General features: G+C 62.3%; 17 protein-coding genes and 1 pseudogene. 8 read left to right on the forward strand and 10 right to left on the reverse strand.

All coding sequences use genetic code 11. The features are described from left to right. Positions 1-373: 373 nt before the first annotated feature. The 7 genes from ACFX5Q_RS34055 to dgoD form a co-directional block, all read right to left on the reverse strand. Positions 374-1,249, reverse strand: a complete 876-nt coding sequence (locus ACFX5Q_RS34055; RefSeq protein ID WP_404284882.1) for an aldose 1-epimerase — start codon at positions 1,247-1,249, stop codon at positions 374-376. Positions 1,250-1,254: 5 nt separating this feature from the next. Then, a complete protein-coding gene (locus ACFX5Q_RS34060; protein ID WP_404284883.1) occupies positions 1,255-2,055 on the reverse strand; it encodes a FadR/GntR family transcriptional regulator in 801 nt (266 codons plus the stop codon). 2 nt (positions 2,056-2,057) lie between these two features. After that, a complete protein-coding gene (locus ACFX5Q_RS34065) occupies positions 2,058-3,059 on the reverse strand; it encodes an ABC transporter permease (protein WP_404284885.1) in 1,002 nt (333 codons plus the stop codon). Next, positions 3,056-4,579: a sugar ABC transporter ATP-binding protein gene (locus ACFX5Q_RS34070; protein ID WP_404284887.1), complete on the reverse strand. Its 1,524-nt coding sequence runs from the start codon at positions 4,577-4,579 to the stop codon at positions 3,056-3,058. Before ACFX5Q_RS34070 ends, ACFX5Q_RS34065 begins: the two co-directional genes overlap by 4 nt. A 73-nt stretch (positions 4,580-4,652) precedes the next feature. Beyond that, entirely contained in the window at positions 4,653-5,636 is a 984-nt protein-coding gene (locus ACFX5Q_RS34075) for a substrate-binding domain-containing protein (RefSeq protein WP_404284889.1), read from the reverse strand. Positions 5,637-5,662: 26 nt separating this feature from the next. Continuing rightward, the gene (locus ACFX5Q_RS34080; RefSeq protein WP_404284891.1) at positions 5,663-6,439 is read right to left on the reverse strand and encodes an SDR family oxidoreductase; all 777 of its coding nucleotides are present in this window, start codon (positions 6,437-6,439) and stop codon (positions 5,663-5,665) included. A 5-nt stretch (positions 6,440-6,444) separates the two neighbouring features. Then, on the reverse strand, positions 6,445-7,617 hold the full coding sequence (gene dgoD, locus ACFX5Q_RS34085; RefSeq protein ID WP_404284893.1) for a galactonate dehydratase: 1,173 nt from the start codon (positions 7,615-7,617) through the stop codon (positions 6,445-6,447). A gap of 130 nt (positions 7,618-7,747) precedes the next feature. Here dgoD and ACFX5Q_RS34090 point away from each other — a divergent pair. Next, a pseudogene (locus ACFX5Q_RS34090) lies at positions 7,748-7,965 on the forward strand (VOC family protein); the annotation flags it as partial. 91 nt (positions 7,966-8,056) lie between these two features. Here ACFX5Q_RS34090 and ACFX5Q_RS34095 read toward each other — a convergent pair. Continuing rightward, complete coding sequence (locus tag ACFX5Q_RS34095) at positions 8,057-8,956, reverse strand: SMP-30/gluconolactonase/LRE family protein (RefSeq protein WP_404284895.1); 900 nt, start codon at positions 8,954-8,956, stop codon at positions 8,057-8,059. Between the two features lie 106 nt (positions 8,957-9,062). Here ACFX5Q_RS34095 and ACFX5Q_RS34100 point away from each other — a divergent pair, with 106 nt between their 5' ends. From ACFX5Q_RS34100 to ACFX5Q_RS34130, 7 genes are all read left to right on the forward strand, one after another. Continuing rightward, complete coding sequence (locus ACFX5Q_RS34100; protein ID WP_404284897.1) at positions 9,063-9,782, forward strand: FadR/GntR family transcriptional regulator; 720 nt, start codon at positions 9,063-9,065, stop codon at positions 9,780-9,782. Between the two features lies 1 nt (position 9,783). After that, the gene (locus ACFX5Q_RS34105) at positions 9,784-10,986 is read left to right on the forward strand and encodes a mandelate racemase/muconate lactonizing enzyme family protein (RefSeq protein WP_404284899.1); all 1,203 of its coding nucleotides are present in this window, start codon (positions 9,784-9,786) and stop codon (positions 10,984-10,986) included. A gap of 23 nt (positions 10,987-11,009) precedes the next feature. Continuing rightward, positions 11,010-11,987 carry a sugar ABC transporter substrate-binding protein gene (locus ACFX5Q_RS34110; protein WP_404284901.1) on the forward strand — a complete coding sequence of 326 codons (978 nt, stop codon included), beginning with the start codon at positions 11,010-11,012 and terminating at the stop codon, positions 11,985-11,987. Between the two features lie 94 nt (positions 11,988-12,081). Beyond that, the gene (locus ACFX5Q_RS34115) at positions 12,082-13,059 is read left to right on the forward strand and encodes an ABC transporter permease (protein WP_404284902.1); all 978 of its coding nucleotides are present in this window, start codon (positions 12,082-12,084) and stop codon (positions 13,057-13,059) included. Between the two features lie 3 nt (positions 13,060-13,062). Then, positions 13,063-13,794, forward strand: a complete 732-nt coding sequence (locus tag ACFX5Q_RS34120) for an ATP-binding cassette domain-containing protein (RefSeq protein ID WP_404284904.1) — start codon at positions 13,063-13,065, stop codon at positions 13,792-13,794. A gap of 12 nt (positions 13,795-13,806) precedes the next feature. Beyond that, positions 13,807-14,562 carry an SDR family oxidoreductase gene (locus tag ACFX5Q_RS34125; protein WP_404284906.1) on the forward strand — a complete coding sequence of 252 codons (756 nt, stop codon included), beginning with the start codon at positions 13,807-13,809 and terminating at the stop codon, positions 14,560-14,562. Between the two features lie 822 nt (positions 14,563-15,384). Then, the gene (locus ACFX5Q_RS34130) at positions 15,385-15,675 is read left to right on the forward strand and encodes a hypothetical protein (RefSeq protein ID WP_404284907.1); all 291 of its coding nucleotides are present in this window, start codon (positions 15,385-15,387) and stop codon (positions 15,673-15,675) included. 275 nt (positions 15,676-15,950) lie between these two features. On the opposite strand, the gene ACFX5Q_RS34135 is transcribed toward ACFX5Q_RS34130, so the two are convergent. Together ACFX5Q_RS34135 and ACFX5Q_RS34140 are read right to left on the reverse strand one after the other, a co-directional pair. Then, positions 15,951-16,145 (reverse strand): hypothetical protein, encoded by a 195-nt coding sequence (locus tag ACFX5Q_RS34135; protein ID WP_404284909.1) that lies wholly within the window; start codon positions 16,143-16,145, stop codon positions 15,951-15,953. 175 nt (positions 16,146-16,320) lie between these two features. Next, positions 16,321-16,518, reverse strand: a complete 198-nt coding sequence (locus ACFX5Q_RS34140) for a hypothetical protein (protein WP_404284911.1) — start codon at positions 16,516-16,518, stop codon at positions 16,321-16,323. Positions 16,519-16,807: the final 289 nt, after the last annotated feature.

The following is a 16,807-nucleotide window of genomic DNA, read 5'->3' on the forward strand; positions in this document are numbered from 1 at the left end:
CAGGGATAACCCATGCGATGTCGGAGGCATCATAGCCTGCAAAGCAGATTGGGACCTTGTTCGCCGACCCCATCAGGGCCAGCAGCTTCGAACGGCTGCATGAACAGGCCGGACAGAAGACTGCACCCGACCAATGCGCCAGAACAACGAATTACCTCTTGCAATACGGGAGCCATCCACAGAAGACATCGCCGCCGCCGAAGCTAAAGGTCGTGGTTGCGCCGGAGTTGGAAATTGCTTCAGCGTGGATCACGTCAGGTTTGCACGCGAGCGGGCATAGTGTGCGATGGTCCGTTGGGTCCGGTCGTGCCTGCAGATCGCGACCGAGCCTTCCGAGGCGCCTAGTTTTTGGTTCTGTGGGTGAGTGGTCGCTCTACATGACAGCGAACCTGCAACCGGCCACCAAGCTCTCGCCAGGGCTAAGCACCGACAATCCGTTCCAGATGTCGATCGAACCACAGTTGTGGGCGTCCACGACATGGCTCACCGGCTCGAAACAGAAGAAGTCGCTTGCTGCCGATGGCGAATAGACCAGGTAGAAATTCAAGGGCGGGGACGCTTCGATCCTGAGGCCGCAATTGCGCTCTGGCCAACATATGGAAGCGGCACCGTCCCAGCCGGCAAAGGCATTGTTTATCCATCCGCCTGGCAAGGCGGTCGGCGTGCGGAAATCCCAATCGGGACGGGTTCTGACATCCTCGAACCTGTCGGGGAGATGGTTGGGCAGTTCCAGGCAAACCTGTAACGCCGGGGCATGAAGCGTGGTCAGCGCCGTTCTCGGGAACCACGGATGGATGCCTAGCCCGAACGGCAAGCTGACCGGCGCTCGATTGGCGATCAGAAGGTTCAGTTCGAGCGCCTGTCCGGTCAGCGCGTAGCCCACCTCGGCGCGATACCGGTAGGGGCCAGGTCCGTTGCTGACGAGCGACAGACGCGCTTGGTCCGGCGCCAGGCTGTCGACGTTCCATTCGCTCGAAAATCCATTGCCGTGAATGGGAAAAGGCTCGCCCGCGACATTGGGGAGCAGTTCGTGGAATGTGGCATTGAAGATGAAGCCGCCGCCCGAGATGCGATTTGACCAGGGCACAAGCAGGTTGCAGGCAAGATCGAACGGGTTTTTGCTGCCGCCGTCCGGCCATGGCCTGAACAGCGGCACGCGCCCGTAGTCGAACCGCGCCAGGCCTGCACCGAGCGACGGGACGATTTCGGCGGACAAATCCCCACTTCGAATTTCAATGGTCTCGATCATCAAACTCAGATGTTATCGACTGGGGCAGCGGGGGCCGGCTGTTGATGGCGGCCCTTGCGGGCTACAGCTAGAAGGTCATTCGACGCGATGCCGATCAGCGCTTTCATCTGGTCGTGGGCCTCGTCGACCCTGCGCATGCGAATTGCCTCCAGCACGTCGCCATGGGCGCTGAGTGTCTGCTGATAGTTGGCGGTGGCCGATGTGGTCAATCGGAAGGAGAAATTGAGTGCTGCCGCAAGCATGTTGCCGAGATTGGCGAAGACCGGGTTGCGGCTGGCGCGAAGGATGGCCGTATGAAAGCGGACGTCGGCGTCGAGACAGGCGGCCAGATCGTCCTCCGGCGCGATGCGCATGGCCTCATAGGCCGCTTCGATCACCGCGAGATCGCCCGAGGTCGCCATCTTCGCCGCAAGCTGGGCGGCAGCCGGCTCGATGACCAGCCGCGCCTCGATCAAGCCGCGGACGAAATCGAGATCAGGCTCGATATCGCGCATCCATTCGAGAACCTGCGCATCCAGCCTGTTCCATTCGCTCGACACACGCACACGGGTCCCTGCCCGCTTGCGCGCCTCGATCAGCCCTTTGGCCGAGAGTGTCAGCAGCGCATCGCGAAGCGCGGTGCGGCTGGCGCCGTAGATGACGCATAGTTCGGCTTCCGTCGGCAGGACCTCGTTCTGTGCATATGTGCCTGCAAGGATACGCTGTCCGAGATCGCGGGCGATGCGATCCTTGAGCGACGACGTGCCGCTGTCCCCAGCAGAAAGCTCCTGCTTGCCTTGATCAATCGAAGCGGCGGCCGCGTCCATCGTCATGTCCTGTTCAAGTGATACTCGGCAATTACGACAGCCAGTATCAGGAGCGAGCCCTTGGCAAGCAATTGATAGAATGTTGGCACGGACGTCAGTATCATTCCGTTGTTGAGCACGCCAATGATGGCGACGCCGAGCAGTGCGCCGACAATCGTTCCCTTGCCGCCCTGCAAGGCACAGCCACCCAGCACGGCAGCAGTGATAGCCTCGAGTTCCAGGCCCTGGGATCCCGACACGGGCTGACCCGAACCGGTGCGGGCAGCCAGCAGAATCCCTGCCAATCCGGCGGCAACGCCACTCATGATGTAGATACCGACGCGGTAGCGGTTGATGTTGATGCCGGAGAAGCGGGCGACAACGGGATTGCCGCCCAGCGCATAGATGTTGCGGCCGACGATCGAGCGCGCCAGGAAGAGGTGGAAAACGATCGCCGTCAGCACAAGAATCCAGATCAGCAGCGGCAGGCCGAGGATTCGTCCGATCCCTATGAACCGGAAAGTGTCGCTGAAGATGGCGATCGATTGGCCATCGGACATGATGAAGGCGATGCCGCGAAAAATCGCCATCGTGCCGAGCGTCGCAATTACAGCGTTGACCCGCCCGTAGGTGATGATGATGCCGTTGACGAGGCCGGCAAGCCCGCCAAGCACCAAGCCGGCAAGGATGCCCGCCGCGGGCGACCCGGTCGACTGGATGGCCATAGCCGTCGACACGGTGGTCAGACCCACGATTGCACCGACGGCGATATCAAGACCGCCGGCGACAATGACCACGGTCTGGCTCATCGCCAGCACGCCGAGGATGGTGATGCCGAGGCCGATGTTGAGCAGGTTTCGGCTGGAGAAGAACACATCGCCGCGCAGCGAACCGAAGATAAGAACGAGAATGGCGAGCGCAACCAGAAGGCTGATGTTGTGAACGCCAACACGCTCCACAACGCGCGAGGAAGCGCCCCTCGCGTCTGTTTGCACTTTCGATGCGCGAAGCTGGAGGCTGTTCATTGGATGTGTTCTCCGAGCGATGGTACGGATTGCGGCATAGCGTGCTTGAGAATCGTCGCTTCGTCGATGTCGGGGCGGGAAAGTTCGGCCGTGATCCGGCCTCCTGCCATGACCAGAACCCTGTCGGCGAGGCCGATCAGTTCCGGCATTTCCGAAGAGATAAGGATGATGCCGATGCCGCTTGCCGCGAGTTCATCGATCAGCCGATAGATTTCCGCCTTGGCGCCGATGTCGATGCCGCGGGTGGGTTCGTCGAGGATGAGCAGCATCGGTTGCCGGGCAAGCCAGCGCGCCAGAACGACCTTCTGCTGGTTGCCACCCGACAGTTTCGAAACCTGTTCGTCGAGGTTGGGTGCCTTGATCGACATCTTGGCTGCCAGCGGCGAGACAATCTCCAGCGCCTTGCGCCGGTTGAAGAAGCCGAAGGTCGACGTCTTGTCGGGCACGCAAAGCGCGGCGTTGTCGAGAATGCTTCGGAACAAAAGCAGCGCCTCGTGTTTGCGGTCCTCCGGGGCAAAACCAATGCCTGCCACGATCGCCGCATGCGGGCTGTTGGGGAGAACGGACACGCCGTTCATGGCTATGCTTCCAGCGAGGCGCCGATCATAGCCGACAATCGCCTTTGCCAGTTCGGACCGGCCCGCGCCCATGAGGCCAGCAATGCCGAGCACTTCGCCGCGACGAACCCTGAGACTGACATCGCTGACGCGGTCAGTGGTCAAGCCCGCCACGTCCAGCAACGGCTCTCCCGACCGCCACGTCTCGCGGGTGAACAAGTCGGCAATGTCGCGGCCGACCATCAGCTTGGCGATGGTCTGTTCGCTGGCGCCGGCCGCCGGCGAATCGTCGACCAGCTTGCCGTCGCGCAAAACGACGATGCGGTCGGCAAGGTCGATGATCTCGTTCAGCCGGTGCGAGATGTAGATGACCGACGTGCCCTCCTCGCGCAGCCGGCGGATGACGGAAAACAGGCGGCGCGCTTCGTCGTCGGTCAGTGACGAGGTCGGTTCGTCGAACGCGATCAGCCGGCCGCCGGCACGGATGGCGCGCATGATCTCGATCATCTGGCGTTGCGCCGGACCGAGCGTGCTGCACAGTTGCCGCGGTCGCATGTCCTGCTGCATGCCGAAGGTCGCAAGCACCCGGTCGGTCTGCTCCTCGAGCTTGCGCCAGTCGAGCAGGACGCCTGCGAGCCGCGGCAGTTCGCCGACGAAAATGTTCTCGGCCACTGTCAGGTTGGGAACGATCTCCGGCTCCTGATGGATGACGCGAATGCCCACCCGGTGGCTGTCGCGCGGTTCGCCGAAAACGATCGGCGTGGAACCGTGCCGCACGGTGCCGCTGTCGGGCCCGAATACGCCCTCAAGAATGCGCATCATGGTCGATTTGCCGGCGCCGTTCTCGCCGACCAGAGCGAGCACCTCGCCTGGCCGGAAAGCAATCGAGACGCTCTCGAGCGCCTGCACGACGCCGAAGCGCTTCGATATCTTGTCGAGCGAGAAGAATTCCGGTTGCGTCAAAGCTCACTCCCTGGGATCGATCCGTGCACTGAAGAGGGTCATGCGCCTTTGGGGCGCATGACGCATGTCCGGTTCACTTGCAGAGCTTGGCCTTGTAGTCCGAGGCAAAGTTGTCGGCGGTGATGTATTCCGGGTCGGTGAAGGACTGAACCGGCAGCTTCGTTCCATCCTTGATCGAGGCCAGTAGGATCTTCACCGCCAGCGCGCCGTGATTTTCCGAATTGAGCCACATCGTACCACGGAATGCCGAGGGCTTGCCCGATCCGAAGGCATCGCAGGCGCGGCTGCCGTCAATGCCGATCCCCATGCCCTGGTCCGCCGTATAGCCAGCGTTCTCCAGCGCCCGCGCGCCACCCAGCACGCCGTCATCGTTGCATGAATAGAATATCCAGTTCGTCACGCTGGGATTGGCGGTCAACGTGGTGGTCATCACGTCGATGGCGTTGACCATCGTGTTGTCGTAGGGGACGCGAACGATGTTGCCAGCCTTGAAGTCGGGCACCGCCTTCAGAAACGCTTCTTCGGCGCCCTTGTTGCGCTGCATGCAGGTATCCGCCTTGCGGTCCTCGATCGAGGCGATGCGCACTTCTTTGCCCGCCCAACCGTCGGCCTTGTAGAGCTTGGCCAGCTCTTCGCCCACCCGCGCACCGATGTTGTACGCATTCATGCCAACATAGGGGACCTGGGTGCCGTCCTGATAGTAGATGTCGTCGTCGACCGCCACCAGGGGGATTTTCGCGGCCTTGGCCTTCTCCGCGATGACCGGTCCCAGCGCCTTGTCGGGAACGACGATCGCGATGCCCTTGACGCCGTCGCCGACCATCGTATCGAAGGTGGTGATCGTCAGATTGGCGTCGAACTGCACGTCCTGCGACACGAAGGTGGCGCCGGCCGCCTCAGCCGCTTTCTTGGCGCCGCCGACTTCGGCGACGAACCATGGATGGTCGCCCATCTTGTTAATGTAGCCGATCTTGATGTCGTCGGCGCTTGCCGCGCCAGCCATCAATCCGGCAGCCAGTACCGCAAATGTCGCCAAAGCCTTTGTCGTGGTTTTCATGGTGGTCCTCCCTGAGCTGGTGGTTGTCAGTCGTGGTAGAGAACCGAGCGTCCACCATCGATGGTGATCGTCTCGGCATTGATGAACGGCGCTTCGTCGGAAGCGAGGAAAACCGCCGTCATTGCAACTTCGTCCGGCCGGCCAATGCGCTTGGGCGGATGAAGGTCGTAGGCCCGCCGCTTCTCCTCGGCGGGGTCTGGAAACGTGTTCCAGTAGGCTTCCGCGATCGGCGTCTCGACATAACCGGGAGCGATCGCGTTTACGCGGATGCCGCGCGCCGCATATTCGATGGCGAGCGAGCGGGTCAGGCCGACAAGAGCATGCTTGGCGACCGGATAGGGGAATGTGTGAGGAATGATCTTGAAAGCGTGGCAGCTCGCTACGTTGACGATCGACCCAGAGCCGTTCGCCAGCATCGTCGGCAGAACCGCCCTGGCGCAGAACCACGCGGCCTGGAGGTCGAGCTTGAGACAGCGGTCCCATTCCTCGTCGGGCATCAGCAACGGCTCGTGGAAGACGTTGGCGCCGGCATTGTTGACGAGAACGTCAACGCCGCCATAGGCCGCGATCGTCTTCGCCACCATGTCGGCGACCGCCGCTGTGTCGGTGACATCAGTCTCGACAAAAAGCGCATCGGCGCCTTGGGCGCGCAGTTCGTCGGCAATTGCCTTGCCGGTTGCAGCATTCAGTTCGGCAAGCACGGTCTTTGCGCCATGCGCTGCAAATGCCCGGGCGGTGGCGGCGCCGATGCCCTGGCCGGCGCCGGTGACGATTGCGATCTTTCCCTGAAGCCTGCCTGTCATGGCGCTCACCAATCGACCACGGAGCCATCGGGCATGACGGCATTGCGGGCGTGGAGCACTTCCTGCTTGAAGGGGTGGCGCGCTATGACATCCTCGTTGACGGTGACGCCAAGTCCCGGCAGTTCGGGCACGTCCCAGCGGCCCGGTTTGCGCTGGATCGGCCAGGTCACGACGTCGTCGTACCAGGCGACCGCGCCGGACATCTCCTCCTGGATGATGACGTTCGGCGTCGATATGCCGAAGTGAAGCGCGGCGACGCCGGCGATCGGGCCGAGCGGGTTGTGCGGCGCAAGGCCGATGCCCGCCGTTTCCGCCAGGGCCGCGATCTTCTTGGTCTCGAGCAGGCCGCCGGTGTGGCAGATATCGGGCTGGGCAATGTTGAAGGCGCGCGCCGCGATCGAGTGGGTGAATTCGCGGCGCCCGATTAGCCGCTCGCCGGACGCGATCGGCACCGTCGATCGCGCGGTGATATGCGCCAGGCCGGCGACATCTTCGGGCGGCACCGGTTCTTCGGCGAACATGATGCGGGCCGGCTCGATCGCCTTGAGATAGTCCATCGCCGCGTTGACGGAGGCCGGGCGTCCGTGAAAATCGACCATGATGTCGATATCGGGACCGACGGCTTCGCGCAGCGATCCGACCATGTTGGCAACCGAATCCACCGCCTTTGCGGGCGAGACGTAGTGGGTGTAGGGAATGCAGACGACCTTGACCGCGTCGTAGCCAGCCTGCGTGACGATGCGTCCGCGTTCGACGATCGTGTCGGCAGACCCGCTCTCATAAACCGCCTTCATGTCGCCGAGGCCAAGATGCGTGTAGGTGCGCAGGTAGTCGCGGACCTGGCCGCCCAGAAGGCGCCAGACTGGGACGCCCAGCGATTTGCCCAGTATATCCCAGAGCGCGATCTCGATGCCGCTGACGGCTGACATTCCCTCGACGCCAAGACGCCAGAAGCCGTGGCGCGTCAGGATCTGGTAGCACTGTTCTACATTGCGCGGATCTTGCCCGACGAGCAGTGCCTCAAGGTCCTGCAGCGCGCCAACGACGGCGCGCGTCTTCCATTCCAGCGTCGCCTCACCCCAGCCAAACAGACCAGGTTCGTCGGTTTCGACCCGAACGAAAACCCAGTTGCGCATTTCGGCATTGCAGACCAGCGCCTTGATGGCCGTGATTTTCATTGGTCCTCCCAGATATACCGCTTTTTTCACGGCATTATGTATGATTTATTCTGATTAATATGAGCAAGTCAAGGGCGACATCAGGGTTGCGCCGGCTTCGTGTCGCATTTCGCCGGCCGTGCGGGCAAACGAGACCGACCGCTACTGGAATGCAATCGTCGGCAACGGCGGCCAGGAGAGCGAGTGCGGCTGGTGCAAAGACACGTGGGGATTTCCTGGCAAATCGCTCCGCGCGTACTGACTGACGCCTTGGCGGCAGGCGGCGACGAAGCAAAGCGCGCGTTTGACGCCATAATGACCATGAAGAAAATCGATGTCGCCGCGATCGAGGCGGCGCGGCGCGGTTGATGCTCTGTTGCGTCTTGCGGCCAAATTGTTGCCAGAGCATGTCCGCTCGAAGTGTTTCCACCGCATGCCCCCGCGGCTGCATCGCGGAAGCCTAACCGAAGCGGTTGCTCCATGCGCCTAGTCCCCCAGGTCGTAGCGCAAAGAGTCCGCCTTCGTGCGGGTGCGTCTCAAGGTGCTCCGCAGTCATCGTAAAGCGCGCGGAGGTGACGAACAGCGTGTCGAGATCGGCACCGCCGAAGGTGCAGCTCGTCGGCCAGGAGCAGGGCAGTTCGACGATCCGGTCCAACCGGCCGTCGGGCGCGATGCGGGCAAGGCAGCCGCCGCCCATGACGCGGCAGTTCCAGATGTAGCCTTCTGCATCCATGCAGGAGCCGTCAGGTAGGCCCCGCTGGAAGCCGCCGAAAAGCAGCCGTCGGTCATCGAGCTGAGAAGAGCCGCCCCTCCACGCATAGCTGTAGATCGCGTTTTTCGTCGTGTCCGCGGTGATGAAGCGCCCGTCCTGCGTCCAGACCATGGTGTTGGTGATGCCAAAGTGGTCTTCGGATAAGCTCGTAACGTCGCCACCGGGGCCAACTCGAAACAGCTGCCCGGCTTCCTGCGTGATGGCGACGGGCGCGTCATCCGGTCCGATGTTGTTGGCCATCGTGCCGACCCAGAACGAGCCATCGGGCGCGACGACGCCCTCATTCAGCCGAATGCCGGGCCTATCCGGCTCGATCGTCGTGATCGTTCGGAACGGCCCGCCGAAGTCCCACAAGGCAATCTCGTTCCTGAGGCCGACAATGGCACCACCGTCGGCGCGCAGGCCGATCGAGGAGACCAGATCGGGCGTCTCCCAGGATTCGTGAGCCAAGGTCAGCGGATCCAGCCTATGGATCCTGCGGCCGATAATGTCGATCCAGACCAGCCGGTTGCGGCGATCGTCCCAGATCAGGCTCTCGCCGACGACGTCGCGCGCATCGAAGACCAGGCCGGCGTTCATATCGTCCATGCGGTTCCTCCAGGCTAGGCCATCCAAAACTTTCTTGACATATATCTTTCCTCTGAATTATGAACAATTTGATAGCAACATGTCATACAAGTTCTTAGGGAGCGACATGCAGGATCCGACGGAGACAGCGGGCGAGCCTAGCCCCGGCCTTGTGAGCACGGCTATCCAGGCGATCACCCAGCACATCCGCTCGGAGGGGCTTGCGCCGGGCGATCCGCTGCCCAGCGAAGCGGCCATGACGCGCCACCTCAATGTCTCGCGAACCGTCGTGCGCGAGGCGTTCCGATCGCTTTCGGCAATGCGCCTGATCGACATGAGCGCTGGACGCCGCGCCACCGTTGCCAAGCTCGACACCGGTGCCATGTCGATGGTGATCGAGCATGGCATCACCACGCAGCAGATCAGCGTCCATCAGGTCTATGATGTCAGGCGCACGATCGAGATGCGCACAGTGGCGCTCGCCGCCTTGCGTCGCACCGATACGGAAGCCGCCGCGATCATACAATCCGCCAGGCTGATGCGTGAGAATTTCAAGAACCCCGAGATCGTCATGGAGCACGACATCGCCTTTCACGAGGCGATCGCGGCTGCTTCGCACAACCCGGTCTTCTCGCTGATCGTCACCGCCTTCAGCGGGGTCACGCGCCGCACCTGGGTCATCGGCTGGCGGACCCGCTCCTCCGACGAAGACCAACTGAAGATGATCAAGGGGCACGAGGACATAGCCGAGGCGATCGTCATGGGCGATCCGCGGCTCGCCGCCGAGCACATGGCGCTGCATTTCGACAAGAGCGTCAAAGCGCTGCTCGATGCGGGAATTGCCTGACATGAAGATCACCGCGATAGAGACCATTCGTATCGAGGAGCGGCCCAACCTGCTCTGGGTCGAGGTCCATACCGACGAGGGCATCACCGGGCTCGGCGAGACGTTCTACTTGTCGCGCACCGTCGAGGAGTATCTGCATGAATACGTCGCGCCGAGGGTGATCGGCCGCGATCCACTTCAGATCGATCTGCTCGCCGCCGACCTGGTCGGCTATCTCGGCTTCCGCTCCAGCGGCGCCGAGGTGCGCGGCAATTCCGCGTTCGACATCGCGCTATGGGACATTTTCGGCAAAGTCACAGGCCAGCCGATCGCGCAGCTTCTGGGCGGCTTCAGCCGCCGCTCCATCCGCACCTACAACACCTGCGCTGGCACCGAATACATCAAGGACGCCAAGGGCCAGACGACAGCCAACTATGGCATCGGCGTCGGGCGCGAGTATGACGACCTCAACGGCTTCCTCACCCGCGCCGGCGAATTGGCGCAAGAGCTGCTCGAGGACGGCATCACCGCCATGAAAATTTGGCCGTTCGATCACGCCGCCGAAAGGACGCGTGGCAACGACATCTCGGCGGCGGACTTGAAGTCCGCGCTGCAACCCTTCGAGAAGATTCGCAAAGCCGTCGGCGACAAGATCGATATCATGGTCGAGTTCCATTCGATGTGGCAGCTCCTGCCGGCCATGAAGATCGCCGGCGCACTGAAACCTTTTGCCACCTATTGGCACGAGGACCCGATCCGCATGGACAGCCTCGGCGACCTGAAACGCTACGAGGCGGTCAGCCCCGCGCCGATCTCGGCGTCCGAGACGCTGGGCAGCCGCTGGGCCTTCCGCGACCTGCTCGAAACCGGGGCGGCGGGCATCGTCATGCTCGACATTTCCTGGTGCGGCGGCCTCTCGGAAGCGCGCAAAATCGCCGCCATGGCCGAAGCCTGGCGGCTGCCGGTGGCGCCGCATGACTGCACCGGTCCGGTCGTGCTCGCCGCCTCGACGCATCTGTCGCTCAATGCGCCCAACGCGCTTGTCCAGGAAAGCGTGCGTGCCTTCTACCGCACCTGGTACCGAGACTTGGTTACGGCGCTGCCTGAAGTGAAGAACGGCATGATCACCGTGCCGCCAGGGCCGGGGCTGGGGCTGGCGCTCAACCCGGATCTTGGGAAGGCCTACACCGTCCAGCGCCGCGTCTCCGACAAGGCGGACATTTGAGAAATCCAAAGGGAGGAATTGAGATGAGAAAACTGACCGCAACACTTCTGCTCGGCGCAGCCCTTTTCGGCGCGCAGACGGCCGCGCGAGCCGATGGCCTCAACATCGTCTTCACGCACCACTCGTCGGCCTCGAACACCTTTTGGCAGGCCGTCAAGAAGGGCTTTGACGACGGCTGCGCCAAGGTCGAGGCAAGCTGCAACATGGTCTTCACCCAGACCGAGGGCTCCATTGAGCAGCAGGTCGCCAACATGCGCGCAGCCCTTGCCGCCAAGCCTGATGCGTTGCTGACCTCGATCGTCGACGATCATGCCTTCGATGACGTCATCAAGGAGGCGCGCGATGCCGGCGTGCTGGTGATCGCCGTCAATGTCGACGATACCGAAGGCGCCAAAGGCAATGCACGGCAGGCCTTCGTCGGACAGGGCTTCAAGCCGGCGGGCTATTCGCTTGCCAAGGCCATTTCCGAAAGCTTCCCCAAGGATGGCCCGATCAAGGTGCTGGTCGGCATCTCGGCACCCGGCCAGAACTGGTCCGAGAGTCGAGGCGCCGGCGTGATGCAGTACCTTGAGGAATACAAGGCCGCGCATGCCGACCGCGACGTGTCGTGGGAACGCATCGACAGCGGCACCGACCTTGCCATCACCTCCGACCGCGTCGGCGCCTATCTCAACGCCCATCCTGACACCACCGCCTATTTCGACACCGGCTTCTGGTGCGCCGGCGTCGCGCGCGTGCTGCAGGATCGCGGCGTAGCACCAGGCAAGGTCCTGCTCGGCGGCTTCGACCTGGTGCCCGAGGTGCTACAGCAGATGCAGAAGGGCTATGTGCAGGCGCTGGTCGACCAGCAGCCATACATGCAGGGCTTCATGCCGGTGATGGAGGCCTATCTCAACAAGAAGATCGGCCTGGCACCTTCCGACATCGACACCGGTCAGGGCATCGTGCGGCCGAAGGAGGCCGACGCGATCATGGCGCTCTCCGCCCAGGGGATGCGCTGATAGCGTGGTCCGAATGAGCGGCTTCGCATTGGCGGCGCTCAGCGCCGCCGATGCATGATGCATAAAGAGAAGTTCGAAATCCTGGAGCGTGCATTTGAAGCGCCTGTTCAAGACCTATCTCGAAAAACCGGAACTCGCCGGCCTGATCCTGCTGGTGCTACTGATCATCGTGTTCCAGATCCGCTCGCAAGGTGTGTTCCTCAACCAGGACAATCTGCGCGGCATCCTCGGCATCCTGCCGGAGGCCGGCCTCGTCGCCATCGGCGTCACCATCCTGATGATCAGCGGCGAGTTCGACCTCTCGGTCGGATCGGTGTTTGCGCTGATGCCGATGACGATGGCGATCCTGATGGTGCACGGCGCGCCGTTTCCGCTTGCCTTGCTGGCCGGACTGCTGGTCTGCGCCGTGGTCGGTTTCGTCAATGGCTACATCACCATCCGCTTCGCCATACCGAGCTTCATCACAACGCTCGGCATGCTGTTCATGGCGCGCTCGCTCACCGTGGTCGTCTCGGGCGGCTTCCCGCCGCTGCTTCCCGCGGACCTGCCGACTTGGTTGTTCACCTCCTTCGTCGGGCCGGGCAACATGTTCCGTATGTCGTTCCTGTGGTTTGCCGGCATTGCCGTGCTGACCTCGCTGATGCTGTCGCGCACCAATTTCGGCAATTGGATCAAGGCCACCGGCGGATTCCTGCCGGCCGCCGCCTCGATGGGCATCCCGACAGCCAGGGTCAAGATCGTCTGCTTCATGCTGTGTTCGATGTTGTCCGGCTTCGCAGGTATGCTGCAGGTGCTGCGGCTGGGCTCGCCTTTGCCTTCGATCGGGGAGGGGATGGAACTGCAGGCAGTGGCGTCTGCCGTCATCGGCGGTGCGTCGCTCGCCGGTGGCATAGGCACCGTCATGGGCGGCATCATCGGCACGACGCTCATCCGCGTCATCGACAACGGCCTTGTCCTCAGCCATGTCGACGCCAACTGGTTCAAGTTCGCCATAGGCTTCCTGACCATTTTCGCCGTCGTCGCCAATGCTTGGATGCGCAAGCGCGCCAAGGCCATCAAGATGGAAGGCTGAGCGATGGCCGACGCGATCATCTCCGTCCGCAACCTCCACAAATGGTATTCCGGCGTCCAGGCGCTGAAGGGGGTGACGCTCGACTTCAGGCGCGGCGAGGCGCTGGGCCTGGTCGGCGACAACGGCGCCGGCAAATCCACCTTGATCAACATCCTCTCCGGCGTCCACCGCGCCGACCAGGGCGAAATCCAGGTCGAGGGAAGGCCGGTCAGCATCGCGACGCCGCGCGACGCGATGGATCTCGGCATCGAGACGATCTACCAGTACAATTCCATGGTGCCGACCATGTCGATCGCCAGGAACTTGTTCATCGGCCGCGAGCCGACGCGGTTTTCCGTCCTCGGCGTCGGCATCCTCGACCAGAAGAAGATGGCCAGCGAAAGTGTTCGAGCCATCGCCAATGTCGACCTGCATTTGCGTTCGCCCGACGCGCTCGTCGGCGAGCTCTCCGGCGGCCAGCGGCAGGGCGTCGCCATCGCGCGGGCCATGCATTTCAAATCCAAGGTGATGATCCTCGATGAGCCGACCAACCACCTTTCGGTCAAGGAGACCAGGAAGGTGATCGGCTTCGTGCGCGGCCTGAAGGAACAGGGCGTCACCGGCGTCTTCATCAGCCACAACATGCACCATGTCTTCGAATGCTGTGACCGCGTGGTGGCGATGGCGCGCGGCGAGGTCGTGCTGGACAAGCGCATCGAGGACACCTCAATCGATGAAGTCCACGGCGTTCTGTAAAAGGTGGCGGCGATGAAGGTTCTTAGCGATCGCGTCGTGCTCTTGACCGGCGGCCTTGGTTCACTCGGCCGGGCCCAGGCGGTGACGCTGGCGCAGGCCGGCGCGCGCGTGCTGGTGCTCGACCGCCCCGACATCGCGGACGGGCCGGAGACCGTCGCCGTACTCGCCCGGCAGGCCAAGGGCCACATCTCCTTCGTCGGCTGCGATCTCAACCGGCTTGCCGAGGCCGAGGCGACTGTGGCGGCGCTGGCGGCCAGGGAAGGCGGGATCGATATCTTGATCAACAACGCTGCCCTTATCATCAACCGACCGTTCGAGGAGTTCTCGCTGGCCGAATATGAGGATCAGGTTCGCGTCAATTCCTCGGCCGCCTTTGCGCTGACGCGCGCCTGTGCGCCGGGCATGAAAGCGAAGGCCTATGGCAAGATCGTCAACTTCTGCTCTATCACGCTCAATGGCCGTTGGGATGGCTATGTGCCCTATGTCGCGTCGAAGGGCGCGATGCTTGGCCTGACCAAATCGCTGGCCCGCGAACTCGGACCGCATGGCGTCAGGGTCAATGCCGTGTCGCCGGGCGCGGTCGTTTCCGAGGCGGAGGCGCGCGTCTTCGGTGACCGGCTCGAACACTACAACGGCTGGATTCTCGAGAACCAAGGCCTCAAGAAACGCATCGAGCCGCATCACGTTGCCGATCTCGTGTTGTTTCTCGTCTCGCCGGCCTCCGACATGATCAGCGGCCAGAACATCGCCATCGACGGCGGTTGGTGAAGGCGGTGACGGGTCTTGTTGAGCTGCGCGACGGGCGCGGCCCTCTCGTTCTGGCGCCGGAGAAGGCGCGGCCATCGCTCGCTTCGAGGCACTGGTCGACGGCGCTCCGGTGCCGTTACTGCGGCCTGGCGATGGGACCTGTCAGGCTCAGTCCTTCTTGAACTCGAATAGCTCGATGACGTTGCCCGATGAATCTTCGAGCAAGATGGCGAAAGCGTGATCTGCTCTTTCAAGCGTCCGCTTGCCTCGGTTGGGTTCGGACGACAAAGGCATCCTATACCGGGCGCAACTGCTTGGCGAATCCTTCATAGTAGTGCGTCGACCCAAACGGAGACGGCGGCCCAGCGGCCGGGGCTGGGGGGCGAGTTCGGCCGCTGGCCTAACCGGAAAACGGAGAGGTAGTTCGCCGGCTGGCGAATTATAGACCGGGTTTGCGTCGCTGCTAACTTGGCAAAACGGCGGTGTTCGGCTGCCCTCAAGTCGGATGAGCCGGAGTCGAATCTCGCGTTTCGGCGCTGTAGTTCACTACCATAGCCCAGGCTTGGCAGACTGAGCGAATTCTCGGTTTATCACTATGTGCAAGGTCACGCCGAGCACAGCTCCTGTGTCCCATTCCGGGAAGCAAATCCTGGCATCCATATTGCACCGCCAGCTTGCCGGTTGATCCCGGTCCTGATCGCATACTCTGATCAGGTTAGGCTCGCCGGGCTCGAGGTGGTTGGGGTCTTCGCCCGGCGAGTTTCCATCGCAATACGCCTTGCTCGCATCATCGATGCAGGAATATAATCCTCTAGTTGCGGCGACCCTTCAACGGAGATCGCCATGCCCCAAAAAACCCTCGCCGACACTTTGGCCGCTCGCGAAACCGTCTATGTCAATTGCGGGCACCCGATGTGCTCAACAAAGCTCGATATCGCGGCGCTGATCGACAGGCTTGGTCCCGATCACGGCTCTATGCATCAGGATCTGGTCGGGCGCTTTGGCTGCTCGAAATGCAAGGCAGAGGGCCGCCACCGCAGCCCGGTGTTTTTCACATGCGTTCCTGACTATGACGGCCAGCAGCGGGCGCGCAACCGCGAGCGGAAGCCAAGCCGAACTAGATCAAAAGTGTAAAGACCCGCCACCTTGCGGCAGCGGGCGGGTTGGAACATTTTGACGTTCAGCAACCAGAGGGGGTAATTTGATGAACAAGCAACCGTGGAAGACTTCGGTCGAGATCGAGGAACTTGGAAACAAGCTTTATGTTCGGGTCATCGAAGACGGCGTGGTAAGCGTCAAGGGCTTCCGTTCTCGGGCAGATGCCAAAGCCTTCGCCCAAGAGAACAGGCGCGGCTCGGACTTGATACGCGTCTCTGGACGTAAAGCCCCGGCCACCGCAGTAGCACCATTCAACCCGCCAGATACCGCACACAGATCAAGACTGCGGAGAAACCGATCACATAAAACCACATCCAGCCTATACCGCCGGCCAAAGTATCTTTGATACCCTGCCTGCCGTCGAGCAGCGCAGCGCAAACCACCACACCTGCGGCAAAGGCAAAACGGACCACGCCACAAACATAAGCAAGGAAGTCGGTATCCACCGGATCACCGTTCTGATACCTGCCTAGCTTAGGCGTTTTCCGCTGGGGCCGCCAACTGAGGTGGCCCTTGCCTCTCTTAACGGATGTCTGGAGAAGCACCGTTCGTCGCGCATGCGCCAAGGAGATCCGCCGCCAAGGTGCGGATCGAGGAGATCACGCCGAAGGTGAAGAGGCGCTAGCGGAACAGCAGGAAGACGCCCAGGCCGGCCATCAGCAGGCAAGCGGCCATGCCCATCATGTCGCGCTGCCTGTCTGTAGCGCCAGATCGCCCCGGCGAGCCTGCCAGGCCGAACGCACGATCGATCAGAGGTCGAGTGCCCCAGCCAATCTCGAAATCCACGAAGGGGTAACCAACCAGTTCGTCGAGGGTCACCTCGCCTCGTCCGGCGAGCGGATGGTTCGGAGGTGTGGCGCCTCCATGTCCTCGCAGGCGGCGATCCTGGTGACAATGTCGTCGGGTGGGTTCATTCCAACGACCCCGCCCGTACACCAAAAGCAGATGAGGTGGATGGCTCCCGCTCCCGGCATCACAGTGCCACAGTGGGTTTGCTGTCAGGCAACCCGAGCTAAGGAGCCATCCGCCATGCAGATTACCACCGTGGGCCTTGATCTGGCCAAGCGCATTTTTCAAGTTCACGCCGTCGACGCGTCTGGAGACGTTG

The organism is Mesorhizobium sp. IMUNJ 23033, assembly GCF_044778005.1.
GTDB lineage: Bacteria > Pseudomonadota > Alphaproteobacteria > Rhizobiales > Rhizobiaceae > Mesorhizobium > Mesorhizobium amorphae_A.